This is a genomic window from Paracoccus sp. (in: a-proteobacteria) (assembly GCF_030536915.1).
Taxonomy (GTDB): Bacteria; Pseudomonadota; Alphaproteobacteria; order Rhodobacterales; family Rhodobacteraceae; genus Paracoccus.
This window is the reverse complement of the sequence record NZ_JAUNPC010000008.1, coordinates 1-26,104: the sequence shown is the minus strand read 5'-3', so window position 1 is coordinate 26,104 and position 26,104 is coordinate 1. Positions and strand designations below refer to the sequence as shown.

26 protein-coding genes are annotated in these 26,104 nt (G+C 68.0%); 9 read left to right on the top strand and 17 right to left on the bottom strand.

The features are described 5' to 3' along the window. Positions 1-31: 31 nt before the first annotated feature. From Q4F04_RS02865 to Q4F04_RS02850, 4 genes are all read right to left on the bottom strand, one after another. The gene (locus Q4F04_RS02865; RefSeq protein ID WP_303368323.1) at positions 32-1,411 is read right to left on the bottom strand and encodes a pyruvate dehydrogenase complex dihydrolipoamide acetyltransferase; all 1,380 of its coding nucleotides are present in this window, start codon (positions 1,409-1,411) and stop codon (positions 32-34) included. Between the two features lie 12 nt (positions 1,412-1,423). Further along, positions 1,424-2,827 (bottom strand): pyruvate dehydrogenase complex E1 component subunit beta, encoded by a 1,404-nt coding sequence (locus tag Q4F04_RS02860; protein ID WP_303368322.1) that lies wholly within the window; start codon positions 2,825-2,827, stop codon positions 1,424-1,426. Positions 2,828-2,837: 10 nt separating this feature from the next. Further along, positions 2,838-3,881 carry a pyruvate dehydrogenase (acetyl-transferring) E1 component subunit alpha gene (gene pdhA, locus Q4F04_RS02855; protein WP_303368321.1) on the bottom strand — a complete coding sequence of 348 codons (1,044 nt, stop codon included), beginning with the start codon at positions 3,879-3,881 and terminating at the stop codon, positions 2,838-2,840. A gap of 74 nt (positions 3,882-3,955) precedes the next feature. Continuing rightward, on the bottom strand, positions 3,956-4,255 hold the full coding sequence (locus Q4F04_RS02850; RefSeq protein WP_303368320.1) for a septum formation initiator family protein: 300 nt from the start codon (positions 4,253-4,255) through the stop codon (positions 3,956-3,958). 144 nt (positions 4,256-4,399) lie between these two features. Here Q4F04_RS02850 and Q4F04_RS02845 point away from each other — a divergent pair, with 144 nt between their 5' ends. After that, positions 4,400-5,086 (top strand): DUF1523 family protein, encoded by a 687-nt coding sequence (locus tag Q4F04_RS02845; protein WP_303368319.1) that lies wholly within the window; start codon positions 4,400-4,402, stop codon positions 5,084-5,086. Positions 5,087-5,141: 55 nt separating this feature from the next. On the opposite strand, the gene Q4F04_RS02840 is transcribed toward Q4F04_RS02845, so the two are convergent. The 4 genes from Q4F04_RS02840 to Q4F04_RS02825 all read right to left on the bottom strand — a co-directional run bounded on the left by Q4F04_RS02840 (position 5,142) and on the right by Q4F04_RS02825 (position 8,788). Beyond that, positions 5,142-5,696 carry a sugar O-acetyltransferase gene (locus Q4F04_RS02840; RefSeq protein WP_303368318.1) on the bottom strand — a complete coding sequence of 185 codons (555 nt, stop codon included), beginning with the start codon at positions 5,694-5,696 and terminating at the stop codon, positions 5,142-5,144. Further along, positions 5,696-6,061, bottom strand: a complete 366-nt coding sequence (locus tag Q4F04_RS02835) for an SUF system Fe-S cluster assembly protein (protein ID WP_182803408.1) — start codon at positions 6,059-6,061, stop codon at positions 5,696-5,698. The genes Q4F04_RS02840 and Q4F04_RS02835 overlap by 1 nt, the downstream gene beginning before the upstream one ends. A gap of 70 nt (positions 6,062-6,131) precedes the next feature. Then, positions 6,132-6,881 carry a MipA/OmpV family protein gene (locus Q4F04_RS02830; RefSeq protein ID WP_303368317.1) on the bottom strand — a complete coding sequence of 250 codons (750 nt, stop codon included), beginning with the start codon at positions 6,879-6,881 and terminating at the stop codon, positions 6,132-6,134. A gap of 59 nt (positions 6,882-6,940) precedes the next feature. Beyond that, on the bottom strand, positions 6,941-8,788 hold the full coding sequence (locus tag Q4F04_RS02825) for an ABC-F family ATP-binding cassette domain-containing protein (protein ID WP_303368349.1): 1,848 nt from the start codon (positions 8,786-8,788) through the stop codon (positions 6,941-6,943). A gap of 199 nt (positions 8,789-8,987) precedes the next feature. Here Q4F04_RS02825 and Q4F04_RS02820 point away from each other — a divergent pair, with 199 nt between their 5' ends. Further along, positions 8,988-9,194 (top strand): cold-shock protein, encoded by a 207-nt coding sequence (locus tag Q4F04_RS02820; RefSeq protein ID WP_303368316.1) that lies wholly within the window; start codon positions 8,988-8,990, stop codon positions 9,192-9,194. A 147-nt stretch (positions 9,195-9,341) separates the two neighbouring features. Next, positions 9,342-9,764: a nucleoside-diphosphate kinase gene (gene ndk, locus Q4F04_RS02815; RefSeq protein ID WP_303368315.1), complete on the top strand. Its 423-nt coding sequence runs from the start codon at positions 9,342-9,344 to the stop codon at positions 9,762-9,764. Between the two features lie 60 nt (positions 9,765-9,824). Here the strand turns inward: ndk and Q4F04_RS02810 are convergent, their stop codons facing one another. Beyond that, positions 9,825-11,054, bottom strand: a complete 1,230-nt coding sequence (locus Q4F04_RS02810; RefSeq protein ID WP_303368314.1) for a cytochrome b/b6 domain-containing protein — start codon at positions 11,052-11,054, stop codon at positions 9,825-9,827. A gap of 70 nt (positions 11,055-11,124) precedes the next feature. Here Q4F04_RS02810 and fabD point away from each other — a divergent pair, with 70 nt between their 5' ends. The 4 genes from fabD (at position 11,125) to dps (ending at position 13,842) form a co-directional block, all read left to right on the top strand. Next, entirely contained in the window at positions 11,125-12,051 is a 927-nt protein-coding gene (gene fabD, locus Q4F04_RS02805) for an ACP S-malonyltransferase (protein ID WP_303368313.1), read from the top strand. A gap of 60 nt (positions 12,052-12,111) precedes the next feature. Further along, the gene (gene fabG / locus Q4F04_RS02800; RefSeq protein ID WP_303368312.1) at positions 12,112-12,849 is read left to right on the top strand and encodes a 3-oxoacyl-[acyl-carrier-protein] reductase; all 738 of its coding nucleotides are present in this window, start codon (positions 12,112-12,114) and stop codon (positions 12,847-12,849) included. A gap of 136 nt (positions 12,850-12,985) precedes the next feature. Further along, positions 12,986-13,225, top strand: a complete 240-nt coding sequence (locus tag Q4F04_RS02795; RefSeq protein WP_182790916.1) for an acyl carrier protein — start codon at positions 12,986-12,988, stop codon at positions 13,223-13,225. 143 nt (positions 13,226-13,368) lie between these two features. Further along, positions 13,369-13,842 carry a DNA starvation/stationary phase protection protein Dps gene (dps, locus tag Q4F04_RS02790; RefSeq protein ID WP_303368311.1) on the top strand — a complete coding sequence of 158 codons (474 nt, stop codon included), beginning with the start codon at positions 13,369-13,371 and terminating at the stop codon, positions 13,840-13,842. Positions 13,843-14,020: 178 nt separating this feature from the next. Here dps and Q4F04_RS02785 read toward each other — a convergent pair whose 3' ends face one another. Genes Q4F04_RS02785 through Q4F04_RS02770 form a run of 4 tightly spaced genes read right to left on the bottom strand, consistent with a single transcriptional unit; the run spans position 14,021 to position 18,611 of the window. After that, entirely contained in the window at positions 14,021-15,121 is a 1,101-nt protein-coding gene (locus tag Q4F04_RS02785; protein ID WP_303368310.1) for a BMP family ABC transporter substrate-binding protein, read from the bottom strand. 25 nt (positions 15,122-15,146) lie between these two features. Next, positions 15,147-16,028: an ABC transporter permease gene (locus Q4F04_RS02780; RefSeq protein WP_303368309.1), complete on the bottom strand. Its 882-nt coding sequence runs from the start codon at positions 16,026-16,028 to the stop codon at positions 15,147-15,149. Next, positions 16,025-17,101, bottom strand: coding sequence for an ABC transporter permease (locus Q4F04_RS02775; protein WP_303368308.1), 1,077 nt, complete (start codon positions 17,099-17,101; stop codon positions 16,025-16,027). The genes Q4F04_RS02780 and Q4F04_RS02775 overlap by 4 nt, the downstream gene beginning before the upstream one ends. After that, a complete protein-coding gene (locus tag Q4F04_RS02770) occupies positions 17,088-18,611 on the bottom strand; it encodes an ABC transporter ATP-binding protein (RefSeq protein ID WP_303368307.1) in 1,524 nt (507 codons plus the stop codon). The genes Q4F04_RS02775 and Q4F04_RS02770 overlap by 14 nt, the downstream gene beginning before the upstream one ends. A gap of 177 nt (positions 18,612-18,788) precedes the next feature. Here Q4F04_RS02770 and dnaE point away from each other — a divergent pair, with 177 nt between their 5' ends. Together dnaE and Q4F04_RS02760 are read left to right on the top strand one after the other, a co-directional pair. After that, positions 18,789-22,262 (top strand): DNA polymerase III subunit alpha, encoded by a 3,474-nt coding sequence (dnaE, locus tag Q4F04_RS02765; RefSeq protein WP_303368306.1) that lies wholly within the window; start codon positions 18,789-18,791, stop codon positions 22,260-22,262. Between the two features lie 78 nt (positions 22,263-22,340). Beyond that, positions 22,341-22,610, top strand: a complete 270-nt coding sequence (locus tag Q4F04_RS02760; RefSeq protein WP_303368305.1) for a DUF333 domain-containing protein — start codon at positions 22,341-22,343, stop codon at positions 22,608-22,610. 114 nt (positions 22,611-22,724) lie between these two features. Here the strand turns inward: Q4F04_RS02760 and ilvC are convergent, their stop codons facing one another. From ilvC to Q4F04_RS02740, 4 genes are all read right to left on the bottom strand, one after another. Further along, the gene (gene ilvC / locus Q4F04_RS02755) at positions 22,725-23,747 is read right to left on the bottom strand and encodes a ketol-acid reductoisomerase (protein WP_303368304.1); all 1,023 of its coding nucleotides are present in this window, start codon (positions 23,745-23,747) and stop codon (positions 22,725-22,727) included. 126 nt (positions 23,748-23,873) lie between these two features. After that, a complete protein-coding gene (locus Q4F04_RS02750) occupies positions 23,874-25,061 on the bottom strand; it encodes a UbiH/UbiF family hydroxylase (RefSeq protein ID WP_303368303.1) in 1,188 nt (395 codons plus the stop codon). Positions 25,062-25,069: 8 nt separating this feature from the next. Next, positions 25,070-25,300, bottom strand: coding sequence for a hypothetical protein (locus Q4F04_RS02745; RefSeq protein WP_303368302.1), 231 nt, complete (start codon positions 25,298-25,300; stop codon positions 25,070-25,072). 15 nt (positions 25,301-25,315) lie between these two features. Beyond that, entirely contained in the window at positions 25,316-26,068 is a 753-nt protein-coding gene (locus tag Q4F04_RS02740) for a pyrimidine 5'-nucleotidase (RefSeq protein WP_303368301.1), read from the bottom strand. Positions 26,069-26,104: the final 36 nt, after the last annotated feature.

The window sequence follows — 26,104 nt, the reverse complement described above, 5'->3', positions numbered from 1 at the left end:
GCGCCCTTTTCCGATGCGGCTGCCGGGTGGCTCAGGCGAGCATCCCGATCGGGTTTTCCAGATGCTCGACGATGGCCTGCAGAAGCTGCGCCCCCAGCGCCCCGTCGATGACCCGGTGATCCACCGACAGTGTCATCGACATGACGTTGCGGACGACGATTTCCCCGTCTTCCACAACCGGGGTCTGGATGCCTGCGCCCACCGCCAGGATCGCGCCGTGCGGCGGGTTGATGACGGCGTCGAAGTTCTCGATCCCGAACATCCCGAGGTTCGAGATGGCGAAGCTGCCGCCCTGGTATTCATGCGGGGCAAGCTTCCTCGTCCTGGCGCGGCTGGCGAGGTCCTTCATCTCCGCCGACAGCGCAGAAAGCGTCTTCTTGTCGGCGTCCTTGAGGACCGGGGTGAACAGCCCGCCCTCGATGGCAACGGCCACCGCCACGTCCGAGGGCTTGAGCTTGATGATCCGGTCGCCCGCCCAGACGGCATTGGCATCCGGCACCTGTTGCAGCGCCAGCGCGCAGGCCTTGATGATGAAGTCGTTGACCGACAGCTTCACCCCGCGCGCCTGAAGCTGGCTGTTCAGAGTGCCCCGGAACTCCATCAGCGCGTCGAGCTTTGCGCTGCGGCGCAGGTAGAAATGCGGGATGGTCTGCTTGGCCTCGGACAGCCGCGCGGCGATGGTGCGGCGCATGCCGTCCAGCGCGACCTCCTCGGTCTCGCGGCCGTCCAGCATCTTCCTGACGGTCTCGTAGCCCATGCCCTGCGGGGCCGTGGCAGCGGCCGGCTTGGGCGCCTCGGCGGCAGGTTGCGCGGCGGCCTGCGCGGCTGCGGGCTGGGCGGCGGGCTTGGCCGCACCGGGCTGGGCCTTCTCCACATCCGCCTTGACGATCCGGCCCTTGGGGCCGCTGCCCGTGATGCCCGACAGGTCGAGGCCCCGTTCCGCCGCGATCCGGCGGGCAAGGGGCGAGGCGAAGACGCGGCTGCCCTTGTCCCTCGCCGGGGCCGCAGCCTGCCCGGCGCTGCCTGAGCCGCCGTCGCCTGCGACCGGGGCACCGATCGGCCCGCCATAGCCCTTTTCGGCGGCGGCCTTTTCTTCTGCTGCCGGTGCCTTGGCCTCGGCGCCGGAGGCGGCAGAGGCCGAGGCACCCGCCGCGTCATCGACGCTTTCGCCGTCCTCGACCAGCACGGCGATGGGGGTGTTGACCTTCACCCCCTGCGTGCCCTCGGCGACCATGATCTTGCCGATCACGCCCTCGTCCACCGCCTCGAACTCCATCGTGGCCTTGTCGGTCTCGATCTCGGCGAGGATGTCGCCGGATTTCACCTCGTCGCCTTCTTTAACCAGCCACTTGGCCAGCGTCCCTTCCTCCATCGTGGGGGACAGGGCGGGCATCAGGATCTGCGTTGCCATCGTCGTTCCCCCTTAACGGTAAGTGACCTTGCGGACGGCCTCGACCACCTCGTCCGCCGTGATCAGCGCAAGGCGTTCAAGGTTCGCCGCATAGGGCATGGGCACGTCCTTGCCGGTGCAGTTGATCACGGGCGCGTCCAGCCAGTCGAAGGCGTTTTCCATGATCCAGGCCGACAGGTGGTTGCCGATGGACCCCACGGGGAAACCTTCCTCGACCGTCACCACGCGGTTCGTCTTCTGCACCGACTTGAGGATCGCCGGGTAGTCGATGGGGCGCAGGGTCCGGAGGTCGATCACCTCGGCGTCGATGCCGTCACCGGCCAGCTTTTCGGCCGCTTCCAAGGAATGAGCCATGCCGATGCCGAAGCTGATGAGGGTGACGTCCCGGCCCTTGCGGGCGACGCGGGCCTTGCCGAAGGGGACGGTGAAATCGTCCATCTGCGGCACGTCGAAGCTGCGGCCGTAGAGGATCTCGTTTTCTAGGAAGATCACCGGGTTCGGGTCGCGGATCGCGGTCTTCAGCAACCCCTTGGCGTCGGCGGCCGTATAGGGCTGGACGACCTTGAGGCCGGGAATGGCCGCATACCAGGCGGCGAAGTCCTGCGAATGCTGGGCCGCCACGCGGGCGGCAGCACCGTTCGGGCCGCGGAAGACGATGGGACAGCCCATCTGGCCCCCCGACATATACAGGGTCTTCGCCGCCGAGTTGATGATCTGGTCCATCGCCTGCATGGCGAAGTTGAAGGTCATGAACTCGACGATGGGGCGCAGGCCCCCGAAGGCCGCGCCCACGCCGATGCCGGCGAAGCCCATTTCCGAGATCGGCGTGTCAACGACCCGGCGCGGCCCGAAGCGGTCCAGAAGACCCTGGCTGATCTTGTAGGCGCCCTGGTATTCGCCCACCTCCTCGCCCATCAGGAAGACGGCCTCGTCGCGCTCCATCTCCTCGGCCATGGCCTCGCGCAGCGCCTCGCGGACAGTCATCTGCTTGACGGCGGTGCCTTCGGGCCAGTCGGGGGATTCGTCGGGCTCGGGGGTGTTCACCGCCTCAACGGCGGATTTCGCGGCGGCGGGCGCGCGTTCAGGGGCCTCGCCGGTCTCGTCCTTGCTGGCTTCCCCCTTGCCGGGCTGGGCCGGGGGCTGGGCAGGGGCGGAGACTGCGTCGGCAGATTCGCCCTCGGCCACGAGGACGGCGATGGGGGTGTTCACCTTCACGCCCTGCGTGCCCTCGGACACCAGCAGCTTTCCGACGGTGCCCTCATCGACCGCCTCGAACTCCATCGTGGCCTTGTCGGTCTCGATCTCGGCCAGGATGTCGCCGGATTTCACCGTGTCGCCTTCCTTGACCAGCCACTTGGCCAGCGTCCCTTCCTCCATCGTCGGGGACAGGGCGGGCATCAGGATCTCGGTTGCCATGCGTCAGCCCTCACACGTTCACGTCTTCGGCCGTCTTCTGCGGCACGTCGTCGGCATAGATGTCGGTCCAAAGCTCCTCGACCGGCGGCTCGGGGCTTTCGCGGGCGAAGTCGGCAGAGTCATTGACGATGTCCTTGATCTCCTTGTCGATGGACTTGAGATCGTCTTCCGAGGCATGGCCGCCCTGCAGCAGAAGCTGGCGGACATGCTCGATGGCGTCACGTTCCTCGCGCATCTTCTGGACCTCCTCGCGGGTCCGGTACTTGGCCGGGTCGGACATCGAGTGGCCGCGGTAGCGGTAGGTCATCACCTCGAGGATATACGGCCCGTTCCCGGCGCGGCAGTGGGCGACGGCCTTTTCCCCGGCAGCTTTCACCGCCAGCACGTCCATGCCGTCCACCTGCTCGCCGGGGATGCCGAAGGCCTCGCCCCGACCGTAGAAGGTCGTGGACTTGGTGGATCGCTGGACGCTCATCCCCATGGCATACTGGTTGTTCTCGATCACGAAGACGACCGGCAGGGACCACAGCTCGGCCATGTTGTAGGTCTCGTAGACCTGGCCCTGGTTGGCCGCGCCATCGCCGAAATAGGTGAAGGTGACGTTGTCGTTGCCCTTGTACTTGTCCGAGAACGCCAGCCCCGCCCCCAGCGGCACCTGCGCGCCGACGATGCCGTGACCGCCGTAGAAGTGCTTTTCGCGGCTGAACATGTGCATCGAGCCGCCTTTCCCCTTGGAATAGCCGCCGATGCGTCCGGTCAGTTCCGCCATGACGCCCCGCGCCTCCATCCCGGATGCGAGCATGTGGCCGTGGTCGCGGTAGCTGGTGATGCGCTTGTCGCCTTCCTTGGCGCTGGCCTCCAGCCCGACGACGACGGCCTCCTGGCCGATATACAGGTGGCAGAAGCCGCCGATCAGGCCCATGCCGTAAAGCTGGCCTGCCTTTTCCTCGAACCGCCGGATCAGCAGCATGTCGCGGTAATATTTCAGCAATTCGTCGCGCGAGACATTGGCGGGCGTCGCGGGCTCGGCTGTCTCGGTCGGCTTTCTGGCCATCTGCATCCTCCGGCACAGGATAGTTCAGCGTTGAACCAACGTTACGGCGGCGGGTTCCGCAGGCGCAAGCCGATTCAGCGGACGATCAGTTCGTCGGCGCGGACAAGGCCCAGGACATCGCGGGCGCGTTGGTCCAGAAGCTCAAGGTCCAGATACTGGTCGGACAGGCGCCGGGTCAGGTTGCGCATCCGGTCCACCTCGGCCGTCAGCCGGTCACGTTCGGCGATCAGATCGGCGGTTTCGGCTTCCAGTTGCACGCGGCGCAGGATGCCGGATGGCCCCTGCACGGCGGCGAAGGCGAAATACAGCGACAAAAGCAGCGTCGCGAGGAAGTAGATCAGCGACGCGATCGGCAGGTTCCTGGTCACGGTCATGGCCCCATGTCTTTGCGTTCCTATCGCATGGCGGCGCGCAAAGCGGAACGGTGTGCGCCGCGCCGCCGTTTCATGCGGAACGGGCGTTTTCCCCGCCCATGGTCCCGTCTATGATCCCAGCCGCCGCAGCCTCAGGAGAGTCCCATGTTCATGCGTAACGTCCAGGTCGTTCTGGGGGTGCTGTTCGGCGTGGCGATGTTCCTGTTTCTGGATTACGCGCTGCCCTCGCGCGAAACGGTGCGGATCACCAACACCTACAACAAGCTGACCGACCTGAACTGGAGCAACCGGATCTTCTATGCCTCGGCCCGGACCGGCACCGTCGAGAATGCCCAGGGGTCGCGCGATGTCCGATTCATCGACACGGTGCGCCCGAACGGCAAGCCGCTGGTTTACCGCAACGAGGACACGGGGCTGATCTGGCCGCCCTATTTCAAGTATGACAGCTCGAACCTGCATGCGATCGCCGGCGACCTGCGGTCCACGGCGGACAATCCGCGCTGGGTCAGCGTGACCTCCTATGGCTGGCGCAACGACCTGCTGACGATCTTTCCGAACGCGATCTCGATCACCCCGGTCGCCGGCCCGGCCGAGCGGCCGCTGAACTGGCCGGCGCTGGTGATCCTGGGCATCCTGGGGGTGCTGCTGGCGCTGTTCTGGCGGTTCTGGAACCGGCTTCGCGACCGGCGCATCGACGCGGCCGTGCGGCGCGTCCACCGCCGGCGCGTCAGCGCAGAGGCGGGGGGCGAGGGGCAGCCGCCCGCGGGCACCCCCGAGAGGCAGGGACGTTTCAGAAGCTGGACGCAAAGCTGGCGGCCGCCCCGGCGCTGAGGCGTTCGGCGCGGCTGCATGGGTATTTGGGCCAGAAAGAAGCTTGGGCCAGAGATTATGAAAGAGGGCGCGGGTTTCCGACAGGACGCGCGGGGTTGCCGGCGACGGTCGCGCCGGGGGCCACGTCGCGGGTGACGACGGCGCCCGCGCCGATGATGGCGCCCGCGCCGATGGTGACGCCGGGCAGGATGAGGGCGCCCGCGCCGATCCAGACATCGTCGCCGATCGTGATGGGGCGGCCCCATTCCTCGCATGCGGCGCGGCGATGGGCCTCGCGCGGGTGGTCGGCGGTCAGGACCTGCACCATGGGGCCGATCTGGACGCGGGCGCCCAGGCGGATCTCGGTGATGTCCAGGAAGACGCAACCGTAGTTCAGGAAGCAGCCAGGGCCGAAATGGATGTGGCTGCCGTAATCGACGTAGAAGGGCGGCCGGATCACGGCGCCGTTCCACGTGCCCAGAAGCTGGGGCAGGACCTCGGCATCCTCGCCCTCGATGGTGCGGTTGAACTCGCGCATCAGGGTCTGAGCACGGGTCCGCATGGCGGCAAGCTCGGGGTCGGCGGGGTCGTAGGATTGCCCCGCCAGCATCTTCTGCAGCTCGGAGGGCATCAGATGAAGCCGAGCTCCAGTCGCGCTTCGTCCGACATCATCTCCATCCCCCAAGGGGGCTGGAACACCATGTCCACGTCCACCTGCCGCACGCCGGGCAAGGCGCTGACGGCATCGGCCACCCAGCCGGGCATCTCGCCCGCGACGGGGCAGCCTGGTGCGGTCAGGGTCATCAGGATGCGGACCGCGTTCGTGTCGTCGATGGCGATCGTGTAGATCAGCCCGAGGTCATAGATGTTGACCGGGATTTCCGGGTCGTAGACCGACCGGCAGGCTTCCACGACCCCGTCGTAAAGCGGGTGGTCGGTGGTCGAGGGCGCGATCAGCGGCTCGCCCTCGCCCGGCTGCGTCTGCGGCTGATACATGGCGTCGGCCTCCGTCTCAGGTTCCGGGCGGATATAGGGGCTTTGTGCCCGGGACGGAAGGCCGGAGGGATCAGAAGCGCAGGCTGAAGCGGTTGACGAGGCCGATCCGCAGGGCGGGCTGGTCCTTTTCCTCGATGAACGGGGCGTCGGCGGCATCGCCCGTCAGGCGCGAATATTCCGCCTCGCCCACCACGGCGAGGGTCGGGGTCAGGGCATAGCGCGCCTCGATGCTGGCGCCGACCGCGTAGAAGCCGCCGTCGGGGCGATAGGCCGCATAGCCGCTGCGCAGCGCTTCGTCCCCGGTCACGCCGAAGAAGGCGCGGGTGAAGCGGTCGCCGCCGAACTTGCCCTCGATTCCCGGCCAGATGGTCAGGCGGTCGTTCGGGGTAATGCGGTATTTCGCGCCGACCGCGCCCACCAGCCCTTCATGCCCGTCGAAGCCCTTGCGGACCACCAGATAGCCGCTGGCAGGCCCCTGGGTATAGCGGAAGCGGACGCCCGCCTCGATCGTGCGGTCGATGTCGTCAAGCCCGGCCAGCGCGTCCGAATCATCCGCGTCCCGCCCGCTGCGCCAGTTGATCGTCGGCACCACCCGCAGACCGTCGGACGACCCGTCCCGCGTCGCGGGCTGTCCCGGCGCCATCACGTCGAGGTTGCGGAAGATCACCCAGGGCGACGTCTCCATGTCGCCCGAGCCGAGCCAGTCCGGCTCGACCTCGGCGCCAAGGCCGATGTCGGCGGCAAGGCCCCAGCCGTCCTGGGCATGGGCGGCCAGCGGCAGGGCGAGGGCGGCGAGAAGCAGGGGCAGGCTGGCGCGCATGGGATGTCTCCGGTGTTCAGAACAAGCATTTGCCGGCGCGGGCTTCCGCGCAAGGGCGATCAGTTGCGCTCGGCCGCTTCCAGCCGTTCCAGCGCGTCCAGCCACAGGGCCTCGGCGCGGGGCAGGGCCTCGGCCGCCTCGGCATGCTTGCGGCCCCATTTCTCGGCCTCGGCCGGATCGTCGTAAAGCGCGGGGTCGGCCATCTTCTCGCTGATCTTTTCCATCATGGCGGTCAGTTTCCCGACCCGTTCCTCGCCGCGCCGCACCTCGGCCCGCAGGTCCAGGATCTCGTCGCGGCTGGTCTTCTTCGGCGCGGGCTTCGGGGCTTCCTTCGGGCGCTCGGGTTCCTCGGTCGTCAGCAGCGACTTGCGGTAGGTTTCCAGATCATCCGCATAGGGCGAGACCGCGCCGCCGGCCACCAGCCACAGCCGCTCGGCCACCAGTTCCAGCAGGTGCATGTCGTGGCTGACCAGCACCACGGCGCCGGTATAGTCGTTCAGCGCCTCAGTCAGCGCCTCGCGCGATTCGATGTCCAGATGGTTGGTCGGCTCGTCCAGCACCAGCAGATGCGGTGCGTCGATGGTTGCCAGCAGCAGCGACAGCCGCGCCTTCTGACCGCCGGAAAGGGCGCGGACCTTCGTTTCGGCCTGCGCCTCCATCAGCCCGAATCCCGCAAGGCGGGCGCGCAGGCGGGCGGGGGCCTCGTCCGGGCGCAGGCGGCGGACGTGGTCCAGAGGCGTTTCGTCCAGATGCAGTTCGTCCACCTGATGCTGGGCGAAGTACCCGACGCGCAGCCTGGACGACCGCGCGAGTTTGCCGTCCATCGCGGGCAGGCGGTCGGCCAGCAGCTTCGACAGCGTGGACTTGCCCTGACCGTTGCGGCCCAGCAGCGCGATGCGGTCATCCTGGTCGATCCGCAGGTTCAACCGTTTCAGCACCGCCCGGTCGCCATAGCCCACCGAGACATTGTCCAGCGCGAGGATCGGCGGCGACAACTGGTCGGGCTGGGGGAAGGTGAAGCGGTGGAACTTTGCCTCGCCAGGCGCGGTGATCGGTTCCATCTTCGCCAGCGCCTTGAGGCGGGATTGCGCCTGTGCGGCCTTGGTGGCCTTGGCGCGAAAGCGGTCCACGAAGCTTTGCAGATGGGCGCGGCGGGCTTCCTGCTTCTTTGCTTCCGCCGCCTGCAGGGCGCGGCGTTCCGCCCTGATGCGGGCGAAGCTGTCGTAGCCGCCCGCGTAGAGGTTCAGCTTGCGGTCTTCCAGATGCAGGATCGAGCCGACAGCCCGGTTCAGCAGTCCCCGGTCGTGGCTGATGACGATGACCGTGTGGGGATAGCGGGCGAGATAGCCTTCCAGCCACAGCGCCCCTTCGAGGTCGAGGTAGTTCGTCGGCTCGTCCAGCAGCAGCAGGTCCGGCTGCGCGAACAGCACCCCCGCCAGCGCCATCCGCATCCGCCAACCGCCCGAGAAATCGCCCGTGGGCCGCGCCTGGTCCTCGGTGGAAAAGCCGAGGCCCTGCAGGATCGAGGCGGCGCGGCCTTCCGCCGACCAGGCGTCGATGTCGGCCAGCCGGGTCTGGATCTCGGCAATGCGGTGGGGGTCGGCGGCAGTCTCGGCTTCGGCCATGAGCGCGTGGCGTTCGGTGTCGGCGGCCAGCACCGTGTCCAGCACGGAAACATCCGTCGCAGGCGATTCCTGCGCGACGCCGCCGATGCGGGCGCGGGCGGGCAGGCCGATCGCGCCGCCGTCCAGCGCCAGTTCGCCCCGGATCAGCCGGAACAGCGTCGTCTTGCCCGCCCCGTTCGGGCCGACAAGGCCGACCTTGTGGCCTGTCGGGATCACCGCCGAGGCATGGTCGAACAGCGGCCTGCCCGCGATGGAATAAGAGATGTCGTCGATCCGCAGCATGGGCGCGGGATTGCAGCAGCCGCGCGGCGGCGTCAACGCGGCTATTGCCCTTGCCGGGAGGATCGATCCGGGCTATATGGACTTGGCAACGTTTTTCTACTGCTCTCTGTCTCCGTCTACCGGCTTCAGTATGCTGCTATGACTGACTGCGCCGGGCCATCGCATTTCCGCGGATGGCGACATGACAGGAGATCTCACGATGGCCAACGGCACCGTGAAATGGTTCAACTCGACCAAAGGCTTCGGCTTCATCCAGCCGGAAGACGGCAACCGCGACGTGTTCCTGCACATCTCGGCCCTTGAGCGCGCCGGGCTGCAGGCCCCCGCCGACGGCCAGAAGGTCAGCTATGACCTGGAAAAAGGCCGCGACGGCCGCGAATCGGCGATCAACATCCGTTTCGCCTGATCGCATTCCAGCGACGTGAATCGGAAGGGGCGGGCCTGCGGGTCCGCCTTTTTCCGTTTGCGCGTGGTTGTCGGGGCGGGGTTTCCTTCGCGCAAGCCTCGTGCTAGCCGCCCGGCCGATCAGACAACCCCGGACCCCGAGGACATCATGGCCACCGAACGCACGCTTTCCATCATCAAGCCCGACGCCACCCGCCGCAACCTGACCGGCAAGATCAACGCCAAGTTCGAGGACGCGGGCCTGCGCATCGTCGCGCAGAAGCGCATCCACCTGTCGCCCCAGCAGGCGGGCCAGTTCTACGCGGTCCACAAGGACCGTCCCTTCTATGGCGAGCTGGTCGAGTTCATGGCCTCGGAACCGGTCGTCGTGCAGGTACTGGAAGGCGAGAACGCGATTGCCAAGAACCGCGAGGTGATGGGCGCGACCAACCCCGCCAATGCCGACGAGGGCACCGTCCGCAAGGAATTCGCGCTGTCGGTGGGCGAGAACTCGGTCCACGGCTCGGACGCGCCGGAAACGGCGAAGGAGGAGATCGCCTTCTTCTTCTCGGGGCTGGAACTGGTCGGCTGATCCATCCGCCGCAGGAATGACGAGGGCCGCCTTTCGGGGCGGCCCTTTTTCGTGGCTGGCCTAGCTGCGGGTCGCGGTCAGATCGACGGTGACGGCCACGGGGAACGAGACCATGCTTTCGTCCGCGTAGTTCGCCCCCACGCCGAAGTCGCGGCGGTCGAGCGTCAGGGTTCCCGTCGCGGTCGCCTGATCGCCGTCGATGGTCAGGTCGAAGGGCAGGGTGGCGGGTTGCGACTGCCCCGCGAGTGTCAGGGTGCCGGTGGCCTGATGCGCGGTCCCCCCCTCGGGCGCGCGGGTGATCGCCCCCTCGAAGCGGGCGGTCGGGAAGGCGCTCACGTTCAAAAAGTCCGGCCCGGTCGCCATGCCGCTGACCGCGCCGAGGGTCAGCGAGGCGATATTGGCCTCGGCCACGACCTCGCCCGTGCCGGTCGCCTCGTCATAGGTGATGGCGGCAGTCCATGTCCCGAACTGGCCCTCGACCGGGGCGCCCGCCTGCGTGACCGATAGCCCCAGCGTGCCGGATTGCACCGTCCAGACAGATCCGGACTGCGCCGCTGTCACAGCAGGCGCGGCAGCTTGGCCGGCAATTTCCTGCGGGGTCGCGTCCTGTGGCCGTTCGGTCGTGGCAGCCCATAGCGCCAGCCCGCCCCACAGCGCCAGCGCCACCAGCGGCGGCGCCCAGCGGTTCGGGCGCGGGTCGCGTGGCGGCTCGGGCACTTTTGTGGCGTTCCCCGCCATGCGGGCCAGCGTGGCGTCGCGGTCGATAACCGTGTGCTTCAACGCGCCGCCGACATGCAGCAGGATCAGCACCGCCAGAAGCCACCAGCCGTTGACGTGGAAGGCGGTGAAGCGTTCGGACAGGTCCGCATCCTGCGGCACGCCCGGCAGGCGCTGGCCGAATGGCCAGAGGATATCCGCAAAACCTGCCCCAGGTGCCGCCGTATGCAACAGCCAGCCCGCCAGCGGCATCAGCACCATGCCGCCGTAAAGCGCCCAGTGGACCGCCGAGGCCACAAAGGTTTCCACCTTGCGCTCGGGATGCAGCGGCCTCGGGTGGTCCTGCACCAGCACCCAGAGGATGCGGGCCAGCGCCAGGAACAGCACCGCGATGCCCACGGTCTTGTGGATCGAGAAGACCTCGACCATCCGCGCCAGCGTTGCCGCCCCGCCCGCGCGGAAGCTTTCGGCGTAAAGGCCAAGCCCGATGGCCGACAGGATCAGGACGGCGATGGTCCAATGCAGGAAACGGTGGACGCTGCCATAGGCGCGGGACGTGTTGGCTGCGGGCATGGCTCTCTCCTGCCGTTGCGGGATCGCTGTCCTCGGGCTATCCCAACCCAAAGCATGGAGGAAGCTCAAGATGCGCGCATTCGTCTTTCCCGGCCAGGGCGCCCAGACCATCGGCATGGGCCGCGCGCTGGCCGACGCCTATCCCGCCGCCCGCGCGGTGTTTCAGGAAGTGGACGAGGCGCTGGGCGAGAACCTTTCCGCGCTGATCTGGGGCGGCGACATCGAGACGCTGACCCTGACCCGCAACGCCCAGCCGGCGCTGATGGCGACCTCGGTCGCAGCCATGCGGGCGCTGGAGGCGGAAGGCTTCGCGGTGACGGATGCGGCTTTCGTCGCGGGGCACTCGCTGGGGGAATATTCGGCGCTCTGCGCGGCGGGGGCGATCAGCCTGTCGGACACGGCGCGGCTTCTGTGCATCCGCGGGACCGCGATGCAGGAGGCGGTGCCGGTCGGCGTCGGCGCCATGGCCGCGATCCTTGGGCTGGACTTTGCGACGGTGGACGAGATCGCGCGAGAGGCCGCCGAGGACGAGGTCTGCCAGGCCGCGAACGACAACGACCCGGCGCAGGTGGTGATCTCGGGGCACAAGGAGGCGGTGGAACGGGCCGCGGCGCTGGCCAAGGCGCGCGGCGCCAAGCGGGCGCTGATGCTGCCGGTCTCGGCCCCCTTCCACTGCGCGCTGATGCAGCCCGCTGCCACCGTGATGGCCGACGCACTGGCGGGCGTGGACATTCAAGAGCCCGCCGTGCCGCTGATCGCCAATGTGCGGGCGGAACCCGTGACGATGCCCGGCGCGATCCGGCAGTTTCTGGTCGAGCAGGTCACGGGGTCCGTCCGCTGGCGCGAGTCGGTCCAGTTCATGGCTGATCAGGGCGTGACCGAGTTCTGGGAGATCGGCGCAGGCAAGGCCCTGTCGGGCATGATCAAGCGCATCGCGCCGGGGGTCGAGACGCGGGCCGTCGGGTCGCCCGAGGATATCGCGGCGATCGAAGGCTAGGCCGGACCGGGGCGCTGCCCCGGACCCCGGGATATTTGTGCAAAGAAGAAAGACACAGCGATGTTCGACCTGACCGGAAAGAACGCTCTGATCACCGGCGCTTCGGGTGGCATCGGTGGGGCCGTGGCGGCGGCGCTGCACGCGGCGGGGGCGGCAGTGACCCTGTCGGGGACGCGCGAGGCGCCCTTGCAGGAACTGGCTGCCAGCTTGGGCGAGCGGGCGCATGTGGTGACGGCGAACCTGGGCGATCCGGCGGCGGTCGAGGCGCTGCCGAAGCAGGCGGCCGAGGCGATGGGGTCCGTGGACATCCTCGTCAACAACGCAGGCATCACGCGCGACAACCTGTTCATGCGGATGTCGGACGAGGAATGGGCGCAGGTGCTGGACGTGAACCTGACCTCGTCCTTCCGTCTGGCGCGGGGCGTGCTGCGCGGCATGATGAAGGCGCGCTGGGGGCGGATCGTCAGCATCACCTCGGTCGTGGGGACCACGGGCAATCCGGGGCAAGGCAACTATGCCGCCGCCAAGGCGGGGCTGGTGGGGATGTCGAAAAGCCTCGCCTACGAGGTCGCCTCTCGCGGGATCACGGTCAACTGCGTGGCGCCGGGCTTCATCGAGACGGCGATGACGGGCAAGCTGAACGATGACCAGAAGGGGCGCATCCTGACCCAGATCCCCGCCGGACGCATGGGCAAGGCCGATGAGATCGCGGCCGCCGTCCTGTATCTGGCCAGTCCCGAAGCAGGCTACGTCACCGGCGCAACCCTGCATGTCAACGGCGGCATGGCCATGGTTTGAGGGCGGCGAAAGCGGTTGCGGATCACGTTGGCGTTGCTATATCCCGGCATCAAGGCCGCAGGGACCCGCCCGCGGCTTGTTGCCGGGTGCGCCCCGGTTGCATCCGGGCGGAGTGCCCGTAACTAAGGAACGAGACATGAGCGACACTGCTGATCGCGTGAAGAAGATCGTCGTCGAGCATCTGGGCGTCGAAGAGGACAAGGTCACCGAGACCGCCTCGTTCATCGACGACCTGGGCGCGGATTCGCTCGACACCGTCGAGCTGGTCATGGCCTTCGAGGAAGAATTCGGCATCGAGATCCCCGACGACGCCGCCGAGACCATCCAGACCTTCGGCGACGCGGTCAAGTTCATCGACCAGGCCACAGCCGCCTGATCGCGGCCGATCCTGGCATCTTGTGAACGGCGTTCCATCCGGGGCGCCGTTTCCTTTTGCGGCTGCGGCGGAAGGCCGCGGCATGGGAACCCCGGCCTGTGGCGGTTCGTTGATCCAGAAATCAACAACATCAGGAGAACACCATGCCTGTGAACCTGCAGGGGCTGGAGGACAATGCCCGCAAGACCGCGATCTCGGAACTGCAAGCCTGCCTGAGCGACGGGCTGTCGCTGTCGCTCGCGCTGAAGCAGGCGCATTGGAACCTCAAGGGGCCGAACTTCATCGCCGTCCACGAGTTGCTGGACGGGATCAAGGCGCGGCTCGACCCCAACATCGACGACATGGCCGAGCGCATCCAGCAGCTTGACGGCATGGCCGTCGGCACTGTCGAGGAGGTGGCCCGCGCGACCGCGCTGCCGCCCTATCCGACCGACCTGGCCGCGACCGAGGACCATCTGCGCGAGGTCGCCGACCGGCTGCGCGCCTATGGCGAGCGGGTGCGGAAGGGGATCGACACGGTGGATGAGGCGGGCGACGCCGACAGCGCCGACATCCTGACCGAAGCCTCGAAGCAGGCCGACAAGGACCTATGGTTCATCGAGTCGCATCGCGGCTGACGCAGGCGCAGGACCGATTGCGGGCGTCCGCGTCCGGCCGGTCCGCGGCGTGTATCCGATGCACGAACCATGCACAGGTCATGCACAGGTGATGCAGATGCAAAGGGTGCGTGAGGGCCGCGCGCCAAAAGGAAAGGGCGGACCTTGTGGCCCGCCCTTCGTGCATCCTGTTGACCGTTCAGCGCGGGATCTGCGCCGAGATGCCTTCCACGAAGAAGTCCATCGACGCCAGTTCCTCATCCGTGGCGGTCTGCCCCTCGGCCAGCCATGCCGAGCCGTCCTGCTTGTTCAGCGGCCCGGTGAAGGGATGGTGGGCGCCCGAGCCGATCTGGTCGCGCAGGGCCTCGGCCTCGGCCTTGACCTCGGCAGGCACGGCCTCGGTGATCTCGCCGATCCCGACCTCGCCATCGCCGATCCCCAGCCAGACGCCATGCGATTGCCACGTCCCGTCCAGCACCTCGCCCACGCGGCGGATGTAGTAGGGGTTCCAGTTGTCGATGATGGAACTCACGCGCGGGGTCGGCTTGAAGGCGGCCATGTCGGACGCCTGGCCGAAGCCGATGCCGCCGCGTTCCTGCAGCTTGGCCAGCGGCGCGGTGGAATCGGTGTGCTGCAGGATCACGTCCACGCCCTCGGCCAGCAGGGCGGATGCCGCGTCGGCTTCCTTGGCCGGGTCGAACCAGGTGTAGGCCCAGACGATGCGCAGCTCGACATCCGGGTTCACCTTGCGGGCGTGGATGAAGGTCGAGTTCATCCCCTGGATCACCTCGGGGATCGGGAAGGACCCGATATAGCCGATCTTGTTCGTCTTGGTCATGCGGCCGGCGATGGTGCCAAGAACGGCGCGGCCCTCGTAGAAGCGGGCGTCATAGGTCGCCACATTGTCGGCGCGCTTGTAGCCCGTCGCGTGCTCGAACCTGATGTCGGGGAACTTGGCGGCGACGTTGATGACCGCGTCCATGAAGCCGAAGCTGGTCGCGAAGATCAGCTTGCAGCCGGACAGGGCAAGCTGGGTCAGGGCGCGCTCGGCATCGGCACCCTCGGGGACGCTTTCGATGAAGGTGGTCTCGACGCGGTCGCCGTATTCGGCCTCGATGGCCTGCCGGCCGAGGTCGTGCTGGTAGGTCCAGCCGCCGTCGCCAACGGGGCCGACGTAGATGAAGCCGACCTTCAGCTTTTCGCCCTCGGGGATCGGGGTCTGTGCCGCTGCGGGCAGGGGCGGCAACAGGGCAACCAGCGCGAGCGCTGCGGCCGAGGCCAGAAGGGTTCTGCGGTTCATGTGTCTCTCCTCTGTCGGGTTCTTGTTATCGCAGCGCGTGGAAGTTCCGGCCCAGTGAACCGGGCGCGGTGCCGCCGCCGCCTGCGTATTTGTGGCGCGCCGATATGATCACCAGAACGATGATCGTGGCAAGATAGGGGGCCATGCTGAGCAGTTGCACCGGCACTGCCACCCCCGCCGCCTGCAGCCGCAGTTGCAGAACGGTCACGCCGCCGAAAAGCCAGGCGCCGGCGAGGACGCCCCACGGGCTCCACCCCGCGAAGACGACGATGGCGAGCGCGATCCAGCCCGCGCCGGCGGTCATGCCTTCGGTCCATTGCAGGACGGTGGCGATCGAGATGTAAGCGCCGCCGATCCCCGCCATGGCGCCGCCGATGGCGATGGCGATCATGCGGGTGCCGCGCACCTTGTAGCCAAGGGCGTGTGCGGCGTCGTGGTTTTCCCCCACCCCGCGCAGGATCAGGCCGGGACGGGTGCGGTTCAGGACCAGCCAGATGACGGGAACGAGGATCAGGCCGAACCAGATCACCCAGTTGATGCCCAAGGGGCCGCCGGGCATCGAAGGCGACTTGACGCCTTCATAGGGCTTTCCGAACATCGCCGTCAGCCCTAGGCCGAACATGGTCAGCGCGAGGCCGGTGGCGACCTGGTTGGTCAGCAGGTATTGCGTCAGCGCCCCGAAGATCAGCGAGATTACGGCCCCTGCGAGGGCACCGGCGATAAAGCCCACGGTGGGCGAGCCGGTCGCATGGGCGGCGGCGAAGCCCGCCAGCGCGCCGGTGATCATCATCCCCTCGACGCCCAGGTTCAGCACGCCGGATCGTTCGGCGATAGCCTCTCCCAGTGCCGCGAACAGGATCGGGGTCGCGGCGGATAGCAGCAGCAGGAAGGTCGTCCATTCGATCATCGCTTGGTCCCCCAGCGCAGGCGGTATCGGGTCAGCGTGTCGAAGGCCAACAGGAAGAACAGCAGCATCCCCTGGAACACCTGCACCGTGGCGGCGGGCAGGGACAGCATCAGTTGGGCGAGTTCGCCGCCGATATAGGTCAGCGCCAGCAGCAGCCCGGCAAGCAGGATGCCCAAGGGGTGCAGCCGCCCGAGGAAAGCCACGATGATCGCCGTGAAGCCATAGCCCGAACCGAAGCTGTCGGTGATCTGCCCGCCGGGGCCGGCGGCCTCGAACAGCCCGGCCATGCCCGCCAGAGCACCGGAGAGGCCGAGGCAGAAGGCGACCAAGGTTTCCGGCCTGACACCGGCAAAGCGCGCGGCGCGGGGGGCGAGGCCTGCCACCCGGATGCGGAAGCCTCGGATATGGCGGCTCATCAGGAACCAGGTCGCCAGCACCGCCACGGCGGCCGCGACCACGCCCCAGTGGATGCCGGTCCCGGCGATCAGTTCCGGGTTCGAGGCCGACGGATATTGCTGCAGGTTGCGCGAGCCGGGCATCCCGAAGCCCTCCGGGTTCCGCATCGGGCCGAAGGCCATCCAGGCGGCGACCCTTTGGGCGACATAGACCAGCATCAGCGAGACGAGGATCTCCGACGCTCCGGTCCAGTTCCGCAGGGTCGCGGGGATCATCCCCCAGGCCCAGCCCCCGGCCGCGCCTGCCAGCACCATCGCCGGGAAGATCCAGAAGCCTTCGGCAGGATAGGCGGCCAAGGCCACGGCCGCGCCGCAGATGCCACCGATGATGTATTGGCCTTCCGCCCCGATGTTCCAGATGCCGGCCCGGAAGCCGATGGCGAGGCCCGAGGCGATCAGGATCAGCGGCCCGGCCTTGACCAGAAGCTGCGGGCGCGAATAGCCCGCAGCAGGCCCGAACAGCGGGTCCCAGAAGATCGTGCGGATCGCGGCCACGGGATCGAAGCCCATCAGCGCGAAGAGCAATCCGCCTGCGATCATCGTGGCGATCACCGCCACGACGGGTGAGGCGACGCCCAGCCACCAAGGGGCGGCGGGCCGGGGCTCAAGCCGCAACATGGGCGACCTCCATCCCATGCGCGCCGCCCAGCATCAGGCCGACCTGTTCCAGAGTCAGCCCCTCGGTCGGGACGGGTGGGGACAGCACGCCGTTGTTCAGCGCGGCGAAGCGGTCGGAAAGCTCCAGCAACTCGTCGAGGTCCTGGCTGATGACGATGACCGCGGCACCCCGTCCGGCAAGGTCCAGAAGCGCCTGCCGGATCGCGGCGGCGGCTCCTGCATCCACGCCCCATGTCGGCTGGTTCACGACCAGCGCGCGGGGCTCTTGCAGGATTTCCCGGCCGATCACGAATTTCTGCAGGTTGCCGCCCGACAGCGCCCCCGCCGCCGTCCCCGGTCCCGGAGTCCGCACGTCGAAGGCCGCGATGATCTTCTCGGCAAAGCTGCGGGCGGCGCGGTGGTCGAGGATGCCGTTCCTTTCCAGCCCCTGCCGGGTTGCGCCGGTCAGGATGGCGTTCTCGGTCAGGCTCATCTCGGGGACGGCGGCATGGCCCAGCCGGTCCTCGGGGGCGGCGAGCAGGCCCGCGCGGCGGCGCGCCTCGGGGCCTTCGCCCGACAGGTCGCGGCCGTCTAGCGCCACGGTGCCGGGCTTGCCGGTGGTTTCGCCGGACAGCGCGGCGATCAACTCCTCCTGCCCGTTTCCGGCGACGCCGCCGATGCCAAGGATCTCGCCTGCGCGGACCTGGAAGCCCACGTTCTTCAGCGCCGTTCCTTCCAGCCCCGCGGCCGAGGTCAGGCTGGCGACGGTCAGCACGACCTCGCCCGCCTGACGGCCGGAACGGTCCACCAGCCGCATCTCGGCCCCGACCATCATCGCCGCAAGCTCTCGCGCCGAGTGGTCGCGCGGGTTCACGGTGCCGACGACGCGCCCTTGCCGCAGGATCGTGGCGCGGTCGCAATGGGTGCGGATCTCGTCCAGCTTGTGGCTGATATAAAGGATCGCCGTGCCCTGCGCGGCCAACTGGCGCAGGGTGGCAAACAGGATTTCCGCCTCCTGCGGGGTCAGGACGCTGGTCGGCTCGTCCATGATGAGAAGGCGCGGATTGCCCAGAAGGCATCGCACGATCTCGACCCGCTGCCGCTCGCCCGCCGAAAGTGAGGCGATGCGGCGGGCGGGGTTCAGCGGCAGGCCATAGGCCGTGCTGACCTCGGTGATGCGGCGCGACAGGTCGGCGCGGGGCGGGGGCGAGTCCATCCCCAGCGCGATGTTTTCCGCCACAGTCAGCGCGTCGAACAGGCTGAAATGCTGGAACACCATGCCGACGCCCGCTGCCCGCGCGGCACGGGGGTCCGCCGGTGCATGAGGCTGGCCGCCCAAGGCCATCCGGCCCTGATCGGGGCGCACGAGGCCGTAGATCATCTTGACCAGCGTGGACTTGCCCGCGCCGTTTTCCCCCAGCAGCGCGTGGATCTCGCCCGGTGCGACGGAGAAGGACACATCATCGTTGGCGCGCACGCCCGGATAGGATTTCGACAGGCCGTCGGCCCGGAACAATTCGGCTTGCGTCACGCCATCCCCGTCTTTGTTTTTGGCAGGTTAGCCCGAAACCGCCCCCGCACAATCATTCTTGAGGCCGCCGATTATAGCGGTGGCGGTTTAGGCTGTCTTCGTGAACCCCGCGGCAATCGGACCGGACGGGTCGCCGGACGCCTTCTGCACCGTCCCGGCAGGTGCTAGCAACGCCCCATGACCGACCAACCCCGATTCATCCACCTGCGCTGCCATTCGGAACACTCGCTTCTGGAGGGCGCGATCCCCGTCAAGAAGCTGCCGGGCCTTGCGGCAAAGGCGGGAATGCCCGCCGTCGCGCTGACCGACACCAACGCGCTGTTCGCGGCGCTGGAGTTCTCGGTGAAGGCCATGGACGAGGGCGTCCAGCCCATCGTCGGCTGCCAGATGGTGCTGGACGCAGGCCCGATGTGCGGCCCCGTGGTGCTGCTGGTGCAGAACAGCCAAGGCTGGATGAACCTGATGGCGCTGTCCACCTGCCTTTACGTGACGCCGCCGCGCGAGTTTCCCCACATCACCATGGCCGAACTGGGCAAGCATGCCGAGGGGCTGATCTGCCTGACCGGCGGCGCCTGCGGTCCGCTGGGGCTGATGGTGGCTGCGGGCAAGATGGCGGACGCCGAAGCGCACCTGCGCGATCTGGCGGGGATCTTCGGCGACCGGCTGTATGTGGAACTGCAGCGTCATATGCAGGACAATGGCCAGTTGATGCCGGCGGAACTGGCAAGCGAAGGCGGCATGATCGACCTCGCCTATGCGCTGAACCTGCCGCTGGTGGCGACGAACGACGTCTATTTTCCGAAACCCGAGATGTTCGGCGCCCATGACGCGCTGATCTGCATCCGCGAGCGCGCGATGGTGGACCAGTCCACCCCGCGCCGCCGGCTGACCGCCAACCACGACTTCAAGTCCGAAGCGGATATGCTGGTCCTCTTTGCCGACCTGCCCGAAGCCACTGCCAACACGGTGGAAATCGCCCAACGCTGCGCCTTTGCGGTCAGCAAGCACAAGCCGATCCTGCCGCGCTTTGCCGATGACGAGGTCGAGGAACTGCGCCGGCAGGCCCGCGAGGGGCTGGCGGCCCGTCTCGCGGTCATCCCCCATGCCGTCAGCGTCGAGGAATATAACGCCCGGCTCGACTTTGAACTCGGCATCATCGAGCAGATGGGCTTCCCCGGCTATTTCCTGATCGTGGCCGACTTCATCAAATGGGCCAAGCAGAACGGCATCCCCGTCGGGCCGGGGCGGGGCTCGGGCGCCGGTAGCCTCGTGGCCTATGCGCTGACGATCACCGACCTCGACCCCCTGCGCTATTCGCTGCTGTTCGAGCGGTTCCTGAACCCCGAGCGCGTCTCGATGCCGGACTTCGACATCGACTTCTGCATGGACCGGCGCGAGGAAGTCATCGACTACGTCTGCCAGAAATACGGACGAGAGAAGGTCGGACAGATCATCACCTTCGGCGCGCTGCTGTCCAAGGCCGCCGTCCATGATGTGGGCCGGGTGCTCGGCATGGGCTTTCCCCAGCGCGACCGGCTGTCGAAGATGATCCCGGTCGAAGGCGTGAAGCCCGTCTCGATCACCAAGGCCTTGGCTGACGAGCCGCGCCTGCGGGAAGCGGCGGCAGCCGAGGAAAACGTCAAGCGGATGCTCGACTATGCGGCGCAGGTGGAGGGGCTTTACCGCAACGCATCCACCCACGCGGCAGGGGTGGTGATCGGGGACCGGCCGCTGGACCAGCTTGTGCCGCTTTACCGCGACCCGGCGTCCGACATGCCGGCCACGCAATACAACATGAAATGGGTGGAACAGGCCGGGCTGGTGAAGTTCGACTTCCTCGGCCTCAAGACCCTGACGGTGATCCAGAACGCCGTGGACCTGATCCGCGCGGGCGGGCGGCACCTGCATATCGCGGCCGATGGGCGCCAGCTTTACGACCCTCCGCCGGGCGCGGTGGACGAGATCAACCTGATCCCGCTGGACGACCCCGAAACCTATCGCCTGTTCGCCAGCGCCCGCACGGTCGCGGTGTTCCAGGTCGAAAGCTCGGGCATGATGGACGCGCTGCGGCGGATGCGGCCCACCTGCATCGAGGACATCGTGGCCCTCGTCGCGCTCTATCGTCCGGGGCCGATGGAGAACATCCCGGTCTATTGCGACGTCAAGAACGGCGTCCGGCCGCTTGAATCGATCCACCCGACCATCGACCATATCCTTGCCGAGACGCAGGGCATCATCGTCTACCAGGAACAGGTCATGGAGATCGCGCAGGTCATGGCGGGCTACAGCCTCGGCGGCGCCGACCTGCTGCGCCGGGCGATGGGCAAGAAGATCGCCGAGGAGATGGCGAAGGAGCGCCCCAAGTTCGTCGAGGGCTGCAAGACGCACGGGGTGGACGAGAAGAAGGCGGGCGAGGTCTTCGACCTGCTGGAGAAATTCGCCAACTACGGCTTCAACAAGTCGCACGCGGCGGCCTATGCGGTCGTCAGCTACCAGACCGCCTGGCTGAAGGCGAACCACCCGGTCGAGTTCATGGCCGCGGTGATGAACTGCGACATCCACCTGACCGACAAGCTGGCGGTCTATCGGCGCGAGGTGGACCGCATGGGGATCGAGGTGATCCCGCCTTGCGTCAACCGCAGCCAGCCCCGCTTCAGCGTGGACAATGGCCGCATTTCCTATGCGCTGGGCGCGCTGAAGAACGTGGGCGTCGAGGCGATGAGGACGCTGGTGGCCGCCCGAGGCGACAGGCCCTTCCGCGACCTGACCGACTTCGCCCGCCGCGTCCCCATGCGCCAGATCGGCAAGCGTGCGCTGGAGATGCTGGCGCGGGCAGGGGCTTTTGATGAACTCGACAACAATCGGGCACGGGTGCTGAAGTCGCTCGACCCGCTGGTCGCATGGTCAACGGCGGTGCAGGAGGCTGCGCAGTCCAGCCAGTCCTCTCTGTTCGGGGGCGGCGAGGACCTGCCGCCCCCGCGTCCCGCGCTGGCCTCGGTCTGGATGCCCGCCGAGAAGCTGGCCGAGGAGCGCACGGCCATCGGCTTCTATCTCTCTGGCCACCCGCTGGACGACTATGTTCCGGCGCTGAAGCGCAAGGGCGCGATGACGCTGGCCGAGGTGCAGGCCGCCTGCGCCGATGGGCCGATGGTCGCGCAGATCGCAGGCACGGTCGCGGCGCGGGCGGAGAAGAAATCGGCCAAGGGCACGCGCTATGCCTTTGTCACCCTGTCCGACCCGACCGGGCTTTACGAGGCCACGGTCTTTTCCGACGTGCTGGACGCCCACCGTCCGCTTCTGGAACCCGGCATGAACGTCCTGCTGACGGTCAACGCGGAACCCTCGGGCGATCAGGTCAAGATGCTCGCGCGGTCGGTCGAGGCGCTGGAAAACGCCGTGGCCGATGCCGGCTCGGGCCTGCTGGCGGTCGAGGTCGCGGATGCGCGCACCGCCGTCGCGGTGCTGGACCGCCTGCGCGAGACCAGCGCCGAGATCGCGGTCTCGGCCAAGGGCCGCGGCCCCCTGCTGATGCGGGTGCGGGACGGCAATACCGTCTATGACGTCGAGGTTGCGCCCGACGTGCCCGTGACGCCCCGGATGCGGCAGGCCCTGAGGGCGGTCGAGGGCGTGATCGACGTGACCGAAGAGTGACGCTGCATGGTTGCCCCGGCGGCGCGCGCTTGGCAGGGTAGGCGGATCTCTGCCCATGCCGCAACAGGAGCGCCGCGCATGATCCGACGCCTGTCCCCCGCCTTGGCCATTGCCCTGCCGACGAGCCTTCTGCTGCTGGCCGCCTGCGGCAGCCCCCCGTCCGCCCGGCAGGCAGGTGGCGGGCAGCCCGCCGCGGCGCTGGTGGACCCGGCGGCGCTTTATTGCGCGGGCACCGGAGGGACGGTCATTCCCGCGACCGCAGGCGGGCGCCGCGCCGATCTGTGCCGGATGCCGGACGGCCGCACCGTCCGCGCCGCCGATCTGCTGAACAGCCACAACGACCTGTAACGGGAAAGGGGCGCCCCAGCAGGGCGCCCCTCGTTCTTCTTCGTTCAAATATCCCGCGGGCTTCCGAGCGCCCGGAAAACAGTCCGGAGGCGCGAAGCCCCCGGCTTCGGGCGATCAGTTCCGGGCACGGTCCACCATCTTGCCCTTGGAAATCCAGGGCATCATCTCGCGCAGCTTGGCGCCGACCTGCTCGATCTGGTGCTCGTCGTTGATGCGGCGGGTCGCCTTGAAGGACGGCTGGCCGACGGCGTTTTCCTGCATGAAGTCGCGGACGAACTTGCCGGTCTGGATGTCGCGCAGCACCGCTTTCATCCGGGCCTTGGTTTCGTCGTAGGGCAAGATGCGCGGACCCGAGACATACTCGCCGTATTCGGCGGTGTTCGAGATCGAGTAGTTCATGTTGGCGATGCCGCCTTCGTAGATCAGGTCCACGATCAGCTTCACCTCGTGCAGGCACTCGAAATAGGCCATCTCGGGCTCGTAGCCCGCCTCGACCAGCGTCTCGAAGCCCATGCGGATGAGTTCCACCAGACCGCCGCACAGGACCGCCTGCTCGCCGAAGAGGTCGGTCTCGCATTCCTCGCGGAAGTCGGTCTCGATGATGCCGGAACGCCCGCCACCGATGGCCGAGCAGTAGGAGAGCGCGAGGTCCAGCGCCTTGCCGGATGCGTCGTTGTTCACCGCGACCAGGCAGGGGACGCCGCCGCCCTTGACGTATTCGCCGCGCACCGTGTGGCCGGGGCCTTTCGGCGCCATCATGATGACGTCGACGCCCTTTTTCGGCTCGATCAGGCCGAAATGGACGTTCAGGCCGTGGGCGAAGGCGATCGCCGCGCCGTCGCGCAGGTTGTCGTGGACGTATTTGCGATAAGTCTCGGCCTGCAGCTCGTCGGGCATGGTGAACATGATCAGGTCGGCCCAGGCGGCGGCCTCGGCGATGCCCATGACCTTGAGGCCCTCGCCTTCGGCCTTGGCGGCGGACGGCGAGCCTTCGCGCAGCGCGACGACCAGGTTCTTCGCGCCGGAATCGCGCAGGTTCAGCGCATGTGCATGGCCCTGGCTGCCATAGCCCAGGATCGCGATCTTCTTGTCCTTGATCAGATTGACGTCGCAATCGCGATCATAATACACGCGCATCTTTTCTGCCCCCGTGGTTCCCGATGTTTCGCGCAAGGGCCTACACCGCGCATCTTTGGGTGTCCAGAACGCGGGCCTGCGCAATCTCGGGAAAACCGGGGCTTTCCGCTAGCGGGATCGGCCCCCTCAGCGCATCCCCAGTCCGGCCCGCATCATCGTTCTCCGCACGGGGGCAAGCGCATAAAGCCCGCCCAGCGCTGCCGCGCGCAGGTCGCGCAGGGGACGAGGGGTCAGCATGCTGGCGCGGTTCAGCGCGTCGATGCCCATCAGGCGGACCAGCGCCTCGGGGCGGCGGGCGCGGGCATAGCGGTCGAGTGCCGCGGGATCGCCCGGATCGGCGCCCATCAGGTCCAGCAGCGCCGAGAGGTCCGCGAGGCTCATGTTCAGCCCCTGCGCGCCGATGGGCGGGACGACATGGGCGGCCTCGGCGATCAGGGCGGTGCGGGGGCCGGTGTAGCGGTCGGCGATCTGGCTGATGATCGGCCATTCGGTCAAGCCGGTGGCCTGCGTCAGATGCCCGAGGATGCCCGCCGAACGGGCGTTCAGCTCGACCTCGAAGGCCTCGCGCGACAGTCCGCGCAGCCGCGCGATCTCGGCCCCGCGTTCCAGCCAGACGACCGCCGAGGAGGGCTTGCCCTCGCGGTCGGGCAGGGGGACCAGCGTGAAAGGACCGCCCCAGCGGTGGATCTCGGTCGAGACGTTCTCGTGCGGGATCTCGTGCGTCACCGCGAAGGCCAGCGCCTTCTGGCCGTAGCGGATGGTGCGGGTGCCGATCCCCAGCGCCTCGCGCACGGGGGAATTGCGGCCGTCCGCGGCGACCACCAGCCGGGCGCGGATGCGGCTGCCGTCGGACAGGTCCACCAGCGCGGCGTCGTCGCGGACGGTCAGGCCGGCGGTGCCGGTGCCGGGGCGGAACTCGACATTGGGCAGTTCTGCCAGCCGCGCGGAAATCTCGCGCCGCAGCAGCCAGTTGGGCAGGTTGTAGCCGAAGGGCCGGTCCGAGATTTCCGAGGCGTCGAAGGCGCGGGTCAGACGCGCGGCGGGTTCCGCCCCGCCCGCGTCCACGATGCGCATCACCTGCAGCGGCGTGGCATGGGGCGCCAGCCGGTCCCACAAGCCGATGCGGGCCAGCAGGTCGACCGAGGGCTGCAGGAAGGCCGTGGTCCGCAGGTCGGCCCCCGCGCCGCCTTCTTCCGTCACCGGGGGGGCGGGGTCCACGCAGAGGACGCTCAGGCCCGCCGCGCCGAAGCCGGCCGCCGCCGTCAGCCCGGCGACCCCGCCGCCGGAAACCAGCACATCCACGCGATCCGGCATCGGCGGGCCTAGAACCCGGCCGCGTAGGCGATCAGCAGGCCCATGACGACGACCGTCGCCAGCAGCGCGACCATGGTCAGCGCGGGCAGGCCGAAGAGCGCCACCACCACGATCACCAGCACCACGACCATGGCGAGGATGACGAGGATGCGGGCGGCAAGGATGCGTTCGCTGCGGGTCTGCAGCTCGGCATCGCCGCTGAGCGCGCTGACGTCGGAGGAGGATTCGGTGCGGGCCATGGGAAACCTCGGCAGTTACGGCTTTGACTGCGAACCTGCCACGGGGCCGAGGGCCGCGGCAAGCGCGGCGGTGAAGCCGGGCAGGTCATGGGTGTGCCACAGGACATGGGTGCCGTGGCTGTGATCCTCGGCCAGCGCATCGGGGCCGTGGCGGCCCGCGCCGACCAGAATCGTCCGCATTCCAAGGGAAAAGGGCACTTCGAGGTTGCGCGGATCGTCCTCGAACATGGCGCAACGGGCAGGGTCCAGCGCGTGGGCGTCGAGGACTGCGGCAAAGGATCGCGGGTCGGGTTTCGGGTGGTAGCCGACCTCTCCGATGCCGTGAACCGCGTCGAAGACGTCCAGTTCGCGGCGGGCCAGCACCCGGCGCGCGTAAGGCGCGTCGGCATTGGTGTGGATGATCTTCAGCCCCGGCAGCGCCCGGATGGCATCCGCCAGCGCGGGTTCGGGGGTCAGCGCGGTGAAGTCGATGTCATGGACCTCGGCCAGATAGGCCTCGGGGTCGATGCCGTGATGGGCCATCAGCCCGGCCAGCGTGGTGCCGTGCTCGCGCCAGTAATGGGCGCGCAGGCGGTCGGCCTCGGCGGCATCGACGCCCAGCAGGCGCTGGACATAAGCCGTCATCCGCGCCTCGATCTGCGAAAACAGCCGCAGGTCGGGGGAATAGAGCGTGTTGTCGAGGTCGAAGATCCAGGCGTCCACGCCCGTGAAATCCGCCTGCAGGGCACGGGCGTCGATGTCGCGCAAGGGGCGAGGGGGCCTATCCATGCGCCACGGCTAACGCGGGCGGGGCGGCCTTGCAAT

Coding starts and splice junctions, on each gene's coding strand:
- Q4F04_RS02865 (WP_303368323.1), bottom strand. CDS start 1,411: ATGGCAACGCAGATCCTGATGCCCGCCCTGTCCCCCACGATGGAGGAA.
- Q4F04_RS02860 (WP_303368322.1), bottom strand. CDS start 2,827: ATGGCAACCGAGATCCTGATGCCCGCCCTGTCCCCGACGATGGAGGAA.
- pdhA (WP_303368321.1), bottom strand. CDS start 3,881: ATGGCCAGAAAGCCGACCGAGACAGCCGAGCCCGCGACGCCCGCCAAT.
- Q4F04_RS02850 (WP_303368320.1), bottom strand. CDS start 4,255: ATGACCGTGACCAGGAACCTGCCGATCGCGTCGCTGATCTACTTCCTC.
- Q4F04_RS02845 (WP_303368319.1), top strand. CDS start 4,400: ATGTTCATGCGTAACGTCCAGGTCGTTCTGGGGGTGCTGTTCGGCGTG.
- Q4F04_RS02840 (WP_303368318.1), bottom strand. CDS start 5,696: ATGCCCTCCGAGCTGCAGAAGATGCTGGCGGGGCAATCCTACGACCCC.
- Q4F04_RS02835 (WP_182803408.1), bottom strand. CDS start 6,061: ATGTATCAGCCGCAGACGCAGCCGGGCGAGGGCGAGCCGCTGATCGCG.
- Q4F04_RS02830 (WP_303368317.1), bottom strand. CDS start 6,881: ATGCGCGCCAGCCTGCCCCTGCTTCTCGCCGCCCTCGCCCTGCCGCTG.
- Q4F04_RS02825 (WP_303368349.1), bottom strand. CDS start 8,788: ATGCTGCGGATCGACGACATCTCTTATTCCATCGCGGGCAGGCCGCTG.
- Q4F04_RS02820 (WP_303368316.1), top strand. CDS start 8,988: ATGGCCAACGGCACCGTGAAATGGTTCAACTCGACCAAAGGCTTCGGC.
- ndk (WP_303368315.1), top strand. CDS start 9,342: ATGGCCACCGAACGCACGCTTTCCATCATCAAGCCCGACGCCACCCGC.
- Q4F04_RS02810 (WP_303368314.1), bottom strand. CDS start 11,054: ATGCCCGCAGCCAACACGTCCCGCGCCTATGGCAGCGTCCACCGTTTC.
- fabD (WP_303368313.1), top strand. CDS start 11,125: ATGCGCGCATTCGTCTTTCCCGGCCAGGGCGCCCAGACCATCGGCATG.
- fabG (WP_303368312.1), top strand. CDS start 12,112: ATGTTCGACCTGACCGGAAAGAACGCTCTGATCACCGGCGCTTCGGGT.
- Q4F04_RS02795 (WP_182790916.1), top strand. CDS start 12,986: ATGAGCGACACTGCTGATCGCGTGAAGAAGATCGTCGTCGAGCATCTG.
- dps (WP_303368311.1), top strand. CDS start 13,369: ATGCCTGTGAACCTGCAGGGGCTGGAGGACAATGCCCGCAAGACCGCG.
- Q4F04_RS02785 (WP_303368310.1), bottom strand. CDS start 15,121: ATGAACCGCAGAACCCTTCTGGCCTCGGCCGCAGCGCTCGCGCTGGTT.
- Q4F04_RS02780 (WP_303368309.1), bottom strand. CDS start 16,028: ATGATCGAATGGACGACCTTCCTGCTGCTGCTATCCGCCGCGACCCCG.
- Q4F04_RS02775 (WP_303368308.1), bottom strand. CDS start 17,101: ATGTTGCGGCTTGAGCCCCGGCCCGCCGCCCCTTGGTGGCTGGGCGTC.
- dnaE (WP_303368306.1), top strand. CDS start 18,789: ATGACCGACCAACCCCGATTCATCCACCTGCGCTGCCATTCGGAACAC.
- Q4F04_RS02760 (WP_303368305.1), top strand. CDS start 22,341: ATGATCCGACGCCTGTCCCCCGCCTTGGCCATTGCCCTGCCGACGAGC.
- ilvC (WP_303368304.1), bottom strand. CDS start 23,747: ATGCGCGTGTATTATGATCGCGATTGCGACGTCAATCTGATCAAGGAC.
- Q4F04_RS02750 (WP_303368303.1), bottom strand. CDS start 25,061: ATGCCGGATCGCGTGGATGTGCTGGTTTCCGGCGGCGGGGTCGCCGGG.
- Q4F04_RS02745 (WP_303368302.1), bottom strand. CDS start 25,300: ATGGCCCGCACCGAATCCTCCTCCGACGTCAGCGCGCTCAGCGGCGAT.
- Q4F04_RS02740 (WP_303368301.1), bottom strand. CDS start 26,068: ATGGATAGGCCCCCTCGCCCCTTGCGCGACATCGACGCCCGTGCCCTG.